Source organism: Arthrobacter sp. I3, assembly GCF_000520575.1.
Taxonomy (GTDB): domain Bacteria; phylum Actinomycetota; class Actinomycetes; order Actinomycetales; family Micrococcaceae; genus Arthrobacter; species Arthrobacter humicola_A.
On the sequence record NZ_KI914969.1, the window covers coordinates 9,416 to 19,397 of the forward strand.

10 protein-coding genes are annotated in these 9,982 nt (G+C 64.4%); 5 read left to right on the forward strand and 5 right to left on the reverse strand.

The features are described from left to right. Both Y706_RS30530 and Y706_RS0121130 read left to right on the forward strand, forming a co-directional pair. Window positions 1-452, forward strand: a 452-nt coding sequence (locus Y706_RS30530; protein WP_043436872.1) for an amidohydrolase family protein, incomplete at its 5' end; no start/stop codon positions are given. A 100-nt stretch (window positions 453-552) separates the two neighbouring features. Beyond that, window positions 553-1,146, forward strand: coding sequence for an NADPH-dependent FMN reductase (locus Y706_RS0121130; protein ID WP_028278141.1), 594 nt, complete (start codon window positions 553-555; stop codon window positions 1,144-1,146). Window positions 1,147-1,202: 56 nt separating this feature from the next. On the opposite strand, the gene Y706_RS26980 is transcribed toward Y706_RS0121130, so the two are convergent. Continuing rightward, on the reverse strand, window positions 1,203-2,021 hold the full coding sequence (locus Y706_RS26980) for a GAF domain-containing protein (protein WP_052355118.1): 819 nt from the start codon (window positions 2,019-2,021) through the stop codon (window positions 1,203-1,205). A gap of 512 nt (window positions 2,022-2,533) precedes the next feature. Between Y706_RS26980 and Y706_RS0121140 the strand changes: the two genes are divergently transcribed. Together Y706_RS0121140 and Y706_RS0121145 are read left to right on the forward strand one after the other, a co-directional pair. Beyond that, window positions 2,534-2,971: a hypothetical protein gene (locus tag Y706_RS0121140; protein ID WP_253906865.1), complete on the forward strand. Its 438-nt coding sequence runs from the start codon at window positions 2,534-2,536 to the stop codon at window positions 2,969-2,971. Window positions 2,972-3,105: 134 nt separating this feature from the next. Next, window positions 3,106-3,762 (forward strand): M15 family metallopeptidase, encoded by a 657-nt coding sequence (locus tag Y706_RS0121145; RefSeq protein WP_084476306.1) that lies wholly within the window; start codon window positions 3,106-3,108, stop codon window positions 3,760-3,762. Window positions 3,763-3,852: 90 nt separating this feature from the next. Here Y706_RS0121145 and Y706_RS0121150 read toward each other — a convergent pair whose 3' ends face one another. The 4 genes from Y706_RS0121150 to Y706_RS0121165 form a co-directional block, all read right to left on the reverse strand. Beyond that, on the reverse strand, window positions 3,853-4,089 hold the full coding sequence (locus Y706_RS0121150; protein WP_028278144.1) for a hypothetical protein: 237 nt from the start codon (window positions 4,087-4,089) through the stop codon (window positions 3,853-3,855). Window positions 4,090-4,370: 281 nt separating this feature from the next. Beyond that, on the reverse strand, window positions 4,371-5,987 hold the full coding sequence (locus Y706_RS26985) for a glycoside hydrolase family 32 protein (RefSeq protein WP_043436874.1): 1,617 nt from the start codon (window positions 5,985-5,987) through the stop codon (window positions 4,371-4,373). A 115-nt stretch (window positions 5,988-6,102) separates the two neighbouring features. Next, the gene (locus tag Y706_RS0121160; protein WP_028278145.1) at window positions 6,103-7,701 is read right to left on the reverse strand and encodes a glycoside hydrolase family 68 protein; all 1,599 of its coding nucleotides are present in this window, start codon (window positions 7,699-7,701) and stop codon (window positions 6,103-6,105) included. Between the two features lie 469 nt (window positions 7,702-8,170). Further along, window positions 8,171-9,649: an MFS transporter gene (locus tag Y706_RS0121165; RefSeq protein WP_028278146.1), complete on the reverse strand. Its 1,479-nt coding sequence runs from the start codon at window positions 9,647-9,649 to the stop codon at window positions 8,171-8,173. Window positions 9,650-9,733: 84 nt separating this feature from the next. Here Y706_RS0121165 and Y706_RS28485 point away from each other — a divergent pair. After that, window positions 9,734-9,982, forward strand: a 249-nt coding sequence (locus Y706_RS28485) for a MarR family transcriptional regulator (protein ID WP_043436876.1), incomplete at its 3' end; no start/stop codon positions are given.

Here is a 9,982-nt window from a genome sequence, read left to right on the forward strand (position 1 = left end):
GCACGGTCGTCGTCGAGCTCGTCGGCGACGGCGTGCACCTCGACCCGGAGATGGTCCGGATGGTCTTTGACCTGGTCGGAGCCGGGGGCATCGCGCTGGTGACGGACTCCATGGCGGCGACCGGGCTGCCCGACGGCGACTACGAACTCGGCCCCGCGGATGTGGTGGTGCACGACGGCGTGGCCACCCTGCGGAGCAACGGCGCCCTTGCCGGGGGAACGGCGACCCTGTTGGAGGTTGTCCGCGCCACCATCGCGGCGGGAGTGAGTCCGGCCGACGCCGTCGCGGCGGCCACCCTGGTCCCGGCCCGGGTCCTGGGCCTGGAGACCGAGATCGGCGCCCTCCGGGCTGGAATGCGCGCCGATATCATCGCCGTTGACCCGGGCTTCGACCTCGTCGCCGTGCTGCGCGGCGGACGGATCCTTCCGGACCATCGCCGTGCCGCGCGTTAGCCCCTGAACCCGCGTGGCCCACGGCGGTTGCGGAAGTTTCGAGCCCTCCGTTTTGTTGTTCTGAGTGTGGGCAAGTATTACTTCCGGAAAGGAGCCCGCCATGATCCGCATCGCTATCGTGCTCGGGAGCACCCGGCCCGGTCGCCTCGGAAAGGCCGTCGCCGACTGGGTAAGTGCCCGGGCATCAGAACGCGGCGATGCCACCTTTGACGTCCTCGACGTCGCCGATTTTAATCTTCCGCTGCTGGACGAGCCGCTGCCACCCTCCTTCGGCCGGTACAGCCAGCCCTACACCAAGGCCTGGTCCGAAGCTGTCGACGGATTCGACGGCTACATCTTCGTCACGGGCGAGTACAACCACTCGATTCCCGGCGCACTGAAAAACGCTGTGGACTACCTCTACAAGGAGTGGAACAACAAGGCGGCCGGGTTTGTCAGCTACGGCAGCAGCGGCGGCATCCGCGCCGTCGAACACTTCCGCGGAGTGTCCGCGGAGCTGCAGATGGCCGACGTCCGGGCCCAGGTGGCGCTGCCCCTGGCCACGGAGTTCGCGAATTACCGCACTTTCATCCCGACGGCGGCCGCGGAAAAGAGCCTGCAGATCCTGTTTGACCAGGTGATCGCGTGGGCCGGCGCGCTGAAGGTCCTCCGGCCAGGCCATGCCCACGGAACAGAAGACGCCAGCGCGGCCTGACCGCGGCCCTGGTTGAGCCCGGTATGCCGTCCCGCGGGGCGCGTGCCGGCATCCGCCTACGCCGGAGTCCCCGTCCTGCGCCGCCGCCGCCGGACGGGGGGCGTGTCTCCGCCGTGTGGCGCCGCGGCATAGGGACTGGGCTGGGGCACGTTCTGGCCCGGAACGGAATCGGGCACCAGGACGTGGACCGTGGCGCCGGATGATTCCCGCGCGGCTCCGCCCGCGACGCTGCGCAGGTAGTCAAGCGCCCCTTCTTCGCTGAACCCGTACTCCCGCACCAGCGTCCGCAGCGCCAGCCCGGCCAGTGCCCGGGAGAGCTGCGCCGAGGAGAGATCTGCGCCGCCCCCGGACCTCAGCGCCAACTCCTGGACCAAACGCAGTGCACGGGAGATGTAGCGGGCCAACCGAGCCGCTGCGATGATGTCTGCGCTGGTGAAGACGTGTGGCCACGCGGCGTACAGGTTCACGGCGGCATGGAAGACCGCTTGTGGTGTCAGTGGAACGGATACGAGGGACCGGACCCCGAAGGCTGCGGCGGCGCTGGCGTACCCCGGCCAGCGCCGTTCCAGGGAAGTGTCGCCCACGAAGACATATTCGCCGGTTCGGACCGCCGTGCGGGCGGGCCCGTCATCGAAGGAACGCTGCGCCTCGTCGGCGGCCCGTGCCGGTGCGCTGCCCGCGGTCAGCGTGAGGGCCTCCGCGGACCCGACCAGTGTCACTGCCCAGCTGATTCCACGGCCGGGACCACCGATGTCGTCGACAAACTCACTCACGGCTTCGCTGAGGAAGGCGCCGACATCCGGGTCGTTGAAGTGCAGCTCCCAGAAGGAGGCATAACGATCCTGCCGGCCGTCTCTTGCAATTCCTTGGGTCATGTTCCACGCTCGAGATCAAAGCACGCAGCTCACTGCTGAACCGATGAAAACAGCATACGTCCGGGCGGACACCGCCGCGCCTCCCATTTGTCAGAGCCAGGGCCTCTGTCGCATTGGTATGGTTCCGGACTGCCCGGCGACCTGTTTCGATGAACTGTTCCTCAGCTGTTCCGCTGAGCTGTTCCCGTGACAGCGGGAAATCCGCTTCAGCGCCGCGGCGGCCCAGGGAGGCTTTTAACATCCGCCCTGGACCGCCCGCCCCGGCTTCAACACCAGTCGCGGAGGACCCGTCCCGCCGTGGCACAACCATTAATACCCGCGTTCCGCCGGTCCCAAAAGGGCCTTTGGGCCCGTGCCGGTCGGCGGGGCACTACCGCCCATTTCACCCCCGGCGGATGAGGTCCGCACCCGCGTCCGGGCAGACGATGGATATGCCCTTCGATGCCCCACTGCTCGGGGGCGATCCCAGCTGGGAGAGGAGCCCTCAAATGTCAAGACCGCACGCAATCACCGTGGGATCCATCGCGCTTGCGACCGCCGTCGTACTGCTCACCGGATGCAGCCCCACGAGTCCGCCGGCTGCCACCCCAAGCCCCACCGCGGCCATCTCGAGCCCGCCCGCGAGCGTGTCGGAAATCTGCGCTGCTGCCGATGCCCATGCCGCGGCTCTGGCGAATTTCAAGGCCACGCTGAAGCCGGACGCCACCATCGAGCAGGTGCGCGCGGCCCAAGACCAAGTCTCCAAGACCTATGAAGAGCTGGCCAAGGCAAGCGAGAACCTCGCCCAGCAACGGGCGGAGGCGGTGATGGCCGCCGAAGCCAAGTTCAATGCCGCAGTCGCCGCGGTGCCTGACAACGCCACGTTGACTCAAGCAGCTGATTCCCTCCGGGACGAAGCCTCCAACGTCGAGGGCGCGATTCGCGACCTCAGGACCGAGGTCAAGTGCTGACGGTCCCGTGCGGACCGCCGTGGGCGCGTAGTTGTTCCGGATCCCTCTCGACCACGGACCCTGCAGGCCGGTAGAGTTCCCGAATCTGTTCCGGACACTTCTAGGAGGCCACCGTGCTTAGAGGAATCAGCAGGATGACGGGTGCTGTGGCAGGGCTGGTGCTTTCGCTCGGCATGATCGCACCGTCCGTGACGGCAGTGGCCGCGGCGGGCTACGACTTTGATTCTGCCTCCAGCCTGCAGGTGGTGGTCAACAAGCACCGGCAGCTGAACCCGGCCGCTTATGTACCGGGGCAGCTGGTCAGGGTCCAAGCGGAACGGTTGCGGGCGCCGGCCGCGGACGCCTACAAGCAGTTTGCCAAAGCCGCCAAGGCGGCCGGCGTGAACGTCATGCCGATCAGCGGCTACCGTTCGTTCAGCGAGCAGGCCAGCCTCTATCACAGCTACGTGCGCCAGTACGGACAGGCGACGGCGGACACCCTTGCTGCCCGGCCCGGCTACAGCGAACACCAGACCGGCCTGGCGATGGACATCGGCAATGCCAGCGGAACCTGCGCCCTGCAAGCCTGCTTCGCCAATACCCCGGCAGGGCGGTGGGCGGCCGAGCACGGCTGGGAGTACGGATTCATCATCCGATATCCGGCCGGGGCCGAGGCCACTACCGGCTACACCTACGAGCCATGGCATCTGCGCTATGTGGGAAAGGTTATCGCCGAGGATATGCAAAGCACCGGGATTGCCACCCTTGAGAAGTACTTCGGTCTGGAAGCGGCGCCCGATTATCTCCAATAGAGGGTTCTCTTTCCCGTCGCGGCCGATTGGGCGCCACGGACAGCTCGCCCACGCAGGACCCCCCGGAGACGGGGTTAGGGTTGGGCGGAATCAAAGAAAGCGGTCATCCGAAAGGCCGCCGGCGGCTTCGCGTGCCTTGCCCTGGATGAACTCCCTGTCCTCGTCGCTAAGCACGGCTTCGCCATGGGTGTCGATGTCGGCGTTTTCGCCCGTTTCCTTGTTGAAAATTGCCGTCAGGGTGCGGGGCAGCACCATGCATCCAGGGTTGTCCATCAGCCACTGCTGGGTGGTCGGATCGAGCCGGTTCCATTGTTCCTTGATGTGCATGTTAGTCACTGCTGCCTCTCAGGCATCGGTTCAACGAAAAACCTGTCGGGCTTTTGCTGACAGGGGAATACGTGCGATGCCATCGGGCTGACTGGATATTGACCGCCGATGCTGACAACCCTACGTGTTCCAGGTTCGAATGAACCGTCCGTCAACATGACAAAACTAAAAACTCGTAGCCTCGTTCCCATGGAACCTGGCCCAGGCCTCTTGCCGGTAGCGATAGAGCGGAATTTCATCTCATCGACGTGGATCTCTGTGATCCTCCAAACGGGTGCTGGTCAGTGTGTGGCGGCCAGCTGCCTGGAGCTGAAGGACTTCAGCGTCAGCGTGCCCCCCGCCGTGACGGCCTTGATGTTCGGCGTCCCCGCGGTGGGGAAGACCAGTGACGTCATGGTCTTTTCTCCGCCGTTGATGAAAACCTCCACCGAGCTGTAGTCGACGAAAATCGACAGCTCCACTTTCCCGTCTCGCGCTGGGCTGACTGCCCGCCGCGATGCCCGATAGTCCGGACTGAGTTCGGCCTTGCCGGTGGCGGCAGCATCAGCCTCGCGGGAGATGAATGCCGATTCTTCGGAAAAGTCATATCCGACCGTCGCGAACGTTCCGCCGTCGCTTCCGAGCTCGATCCTCGCTTCGGATCCGTCGTCTTCCTCGGTCCGCTCAAGAGTCACATCGAGCCGGTACGCCCGGCCCTCCGGAACCGGCAACTGCCCTGCGCCATCCTGTGTCAATCGACGTTCCCCAGTTGTTGCCGCCGGGCCTTCAATGGACTTCATGGCGGCGGTGGGGTTCGAGACAAGAGTCGGCTCTCCCGCGATTGTTTCCAGCCGAATGTCGCGCACAATGGTGTCGGCACCGCCGTGCCAGTCCTCGGTGGGCAGTTGCCGGGCGTACGCCCAGTTGTTCATCCACCCGAGAGCGTGCCGGGAGGACATCCGCTGGCTTTCGCTAAGCCTCGGATCATCCCACGTCACGGCGGCGTAGAAGTCGGAGCCGGCGTCGAGCCACTGATGCGGTCGGCCGGACGGGGTGAATCGGGTCCCGTCCCACTCGCCAGTCCAGTAGGCAACGCCCGTGGTGAATCCCTCTTCACTCCCGTTGGCGCTGGCGGCAAGGACCCAGGTCCGTTTGGCTGGATCACCGTCGAGATCCAGCTGGAAGAGGTCCGGGCATTCCAGGGTGCCAAGACCGGTGCGTTCGACGCCCGAGGCGTAGCGCCAATTCTTCAGGTCCGGCGAGGTATACATGCCGATTTTGCTGCCTTCGGCCAGGGCCATCACCCATTGGCCGTGGGCTTCATCGCGGATGATCTTAGGGTCCCGCCAGTCCGGTTCGCCAGGATTTTCCATGACCGGATTCTGCGAATACGCGGTGAATGAGTATCCGTTGTCGGTGGAATAGAACAAGGATTGGCGCTGGATGCCCTGGTCCTGCTGCGTCATGACCGCGATGACGGCTCCCTTGCCGAAGCCGGCCGAATTGTCGTGGTCCACCACGGCGCTTCCGGTCTCGATGTCGCCCAGCCCGTTTTTGTACTTGCTGATCGCCACCCCCTCCTCCTTCCAATGCACCAGGTCCGTGCTGGTCAGGTGGTACCACTCGGTGCCGTTCTCCTTCGGGTAACCCGCGTTGTAGAGGTAGTAGTAGTGCCACACGCCGTCGAGCAGGATCGGACGCTGCGGATCATTCATCCAGTGCTTTCCGGGCGTGATGTGATAGCTCGGCCGGAACTCGGATGCTCCCTCGGCCCGGCCGAAAGCTGAAACAGTGGGCGCCGGCTCGGCCTGGCTCTGGGGGCCCGGAGGGGATCCCGTCGCAGGGACCAGCGCCACAGCGACAAGAACGGCCACGGCCGTTGCTGCCAGCACAATCCAGATCGTCCGACGGTTTTTCATGATTCAACATTCCTGGTTCTGGCGGAAGCCATCCCGCCCCACCTGTGGCTTGTATATGCGAAGGACGGAAGCACCCGGGATTCCGGGCGTTTCCGCCTCATGACTGCCTAGTGCACTACTTGTAGAGGCCGGCACCGCCGACGTTGAGGTTCGTGGGCAGGTACCCGAAGGGGCCCAGACCGTTCTGGCCGAAAGTGCGGTCAACGGCCGAAACTCCGTTGCGGAAGTTGATCTTCACGGTGGGCGAGAGGGAACCGCCGCGTACACCGTTCACGTTGTCGATAAAGGACTGCACCAGCCCGCCGGGCTGCACGTAGTGCGAGTAGGCCTGGAACTGGCGGCCGTTCTGGCGGGGGTCCGGCCCTTCGGGGGCATTGGCCGGCATGTTCAGGTCCGTGGGGGATGCCAGCGTCAGGCCGCTGTTGTTCATGGGCTGGTAGTCGGAACGGACGCCGTCGCCAACAAAGCCGTACACGCCGTCGGGGCCGCGCATTCCATCCGCATAGGTGAACTGGTGGCTGATGGTGAACAGGTAGTACTTGTTCTTGCCGCCCTCGTTCTGGATGAAGATCTGCGGACGCTCGGTCTGGTCGTTGACGCAGTTGGCGGACAGGACCGGCGGCAGGAAGTGCCACTTGGTCAGGTCTTTGTTGTCCGCCACGGCCAGGCCCACGTTGGCGGTCTGGAACCATGCACCGGTGGTGGCGTTGACGGTGTTCGCGGATTCGGCGCGGGGGTCCCCGGGCTGGTAGCCCAGGTCCTGGTCCGTGCACTTGTAATCGCCCCGCTGGCCACCGGTGTTGCCTTCGAAGACCATGAAGGTCTTGCCCGGGTGCGCCGGGTCTGCGAACGTGTAGGGGTCCCGGAAGGCGAACCCTGGGTTCTGGGCCTTGTTCTGGTACATGACGCCGTCCGGCTCAAGGAGTTTGGTGTGCTCGAAGCCGTCGAAGCTCACGCCGTTCTTGTCAGCGTGGATGTTGCCCAGCGCCTTGGCAATCACGGCATCCGGGGCGATTCCGCCGCCGCCGGCGTTGCGCTCGGCAACGTCGTAGAACGTCGTTGCGGTGTAGAAGACGTTGACGTGGTTCCCCTGCATGAGGCGGGTCGAACCGGACCATTCGGTGTTGCCGACGGAGGTGTTGTCCAGGAACAGGTGTCCGCCGTAGTTCCACTTGTCCTTGGCCGGATCGGCGTTGGTCTTGCGGAAGAAATAGCCGATCCGGGCGTTCCAGTGCCGCTGGTCGAAGCCGTAGCCGGCGTGGCGGTCGGCAACGAGTGAGAAGATCACGTCCCAGCCCTTGTAGCTGATCTGGTTTGCATTCTCATCGGTCAGGGACCACGTGTCCCAAACCCAGACGTCGTCGTTCATGGCCGGGAAGTTCTGGGGGATTTCCGGCATGGTGACGTTCGGGCTCATGGAGTTCTGGCCCGGGGTTACGTCTGTGCTGCTTTGGGCCATAATCTGCTTGGCATCGGCACGCGTCCACTTGGAGGTGAAGGCCGCGGCCGGATCGAACGCCTGCTGGGTGTGCTTGGTGGGCAGGGGGAAGCCGGGTGTCGGAGCCGGCAGCTGGCCGCCGCTCGGCGGATCCGAGGGCGTGTTTGCCTGGGCTGACGGAACGGCAAGGAAGACGGAGGCCGCCACGGCCGCCGCCAGTGCGGCGGCGACAGAACGCCACCGCAGCTTCCGGTGTGTATTGGGGTGCTCGTGCATTTTTGCTCTTCTCGCGGAGTTGAGACCATTCGTGGAAGACGGGCATTTGCCCTCATTCCCCGAAACTCCGGCAGCCTCGATGACACCGCAGGCGTCATCGAGGACGCCATCGTGTCGAGGGGACGGGACCTCGGTAGGGCCCCGTCGGTGGCCCGTGAGGGTGCTGACCTCCTGGACGTTCATCACCGTAGACAGTGCCGGCGAGGATTCAAAACCACATTTCAGACACCAAAACGGCTCATACCGCGGTCAATGTAAGCGCTTGCACAATCTCTCCGCGCGCGTGCCACGACTCAAATTTTGAGTCAAATGTGTCAAATAAATATGTTTTATTTTGCAAGTTGCCGGCCGTTGCCCGTTTGTTGCTCCGTAGTCGTCCGCCATTCAGTCCACCACGGCGGATTGGCCATCGCGAACCAGAGCCCTCGGCCTAAGCCGAGGGCTCTGGCTGGAAGTCACGTCCAGCCGGTCAGTGTTCTACTGCCACCCGTTTCCGGCTCCGGGAGGGCGCCGCTGCGATCAGCAGGGCTGCAACCGCCACAGCTGCGCTCAGGATCAGGCCGGGGCGATACAGTTCCAGCATGGCCGCCGCATCCAGGCCAGCGCCGCCGTCGGACGCGTTGCCGTGACCGCTGACCATGGCGGTGGTGACGGCGAGAACCAGGGCGGCCCCCACCTGGGTGCTGGTCTGGATCAGGCCGGCTGCCAGGCCCTGTTCAGAATTCCGGATGCCCGCGGTGGCCTGGACGTTGATTGACGGGAACGCCAGGGCGAAGCCGACGCCCAGCAGCAGAACTGAGGGCAGAATGTCCGTCACGTAGTTCGGCGAGGTGCCCACGCGCAGGAACAGGAGATAGCCGAGCGCCAGCGAGGCCAAACCGGTCCGGATCAGCCACGGGGCGCCAAACTTGTCGATGAGCCGGTCCGCGAAAGGTGCGCTCGAGGCCACCAGCAGGCCCGTGGGAAGAAGCGCCAGGGCCATGCTGAGGGGGCTCCATCCCAGCACGGACTGCAGGTACAGCGTGAGGATGAACTGGAAACTCAAATATGAGCCGAACAATCCCACGGCGCTGAGGTTCGCCCGCGCCACCCAACCTTCCCTGAGGATGCTGAACCTGATCAAGGGGTGCCTGACCCGGTTCTCGATCAGGGCGAAGGCCGCCAGCACCGCTGCGGAGGCCACGAATCCGGCGATAGTTGCCACAGATCCCCAACCGTTCCCGGGTGCCGCAACGAGCGTGTAAACGAGCCCCAGCATGCCGGCGGCGAGTGTGACGGCGCCCCAGAGGTCATGCCCGCTGTCCTGATTACTTCCTTCGGCCCTGCCGGCGGCGTTGTCCCGGGGGATGTATTTCAGGCCAAGAATCACGACGGCGACCGCCACCGGCACCGAGACCAGGAACGTCCAGCGCCAGCTCATCGCGGTCATCAGGCCTCCGACGACCAGGCCGAGTGAGAAACCGCTCGCACCGAAAGTGGTGAAGATAGACACAGCCCGGTTGCGTTCGCGACCTTCCGCGAAGTTGGTGGTGATGATCGAGAAACCGGCAGGAGCGGTGAATGCGGCGGCAAGGCCCTTGAGGAAGCGGGTGCCGATCAGCAGGGCTGGGTCATCCACCAGGCCGCCGAGCAAGGAAGCTGCGGCAAAGACGCTGAGCGCGATCAGGAAGATGCGCCGCCGGCCGAGCAGATCGGCCATCCGGCCGCCGAGCAGAAGAAGACTTCCGTAACCGAGCACGTAGGCAGAGACGATCCACTGGAGGGACTCGGTTCCAAGGTGAAGTTCGGTTCCGATTGAAGGCAGTGCCACACCGACCATGGATACGTCCAGCGCATCGAGCGCCAAAACGGTGCACAGGACCAGGAGAAGCATCCACTGCGCACGGCTCCAGCGGACGGGAGCAAGCCGTTCTCCGGCAGGTCTTTCAAGAGTGGAAGTTGAGGTCATGGCACCAATTTATATGACGCGTCATTGAATGACAAGGAATATTATGACGTGGACTTTTATTTCGTCATGAACTAGAATTTCGGCATGGCAAGACCGCAGGACCGCCAGCTGGTAGAGCAATGGCGCAGCATCCAGACCACGTACTTTCGCACCGCGGGGGCGATCGACCGCGCCCTGGAGTCGCGGTTCAACATCGGCCTGACTGAGTTTGAAATCCTGGATCTCGTGGCCGAAAGCGCAGACTCAGCATGCCGGATGAAACAGCTGGGTGAGCGCACCCCCATGACCCAGAGCGCCATGTCCAAGGTGGTGGATCGGCTCGACAAGGCCGGG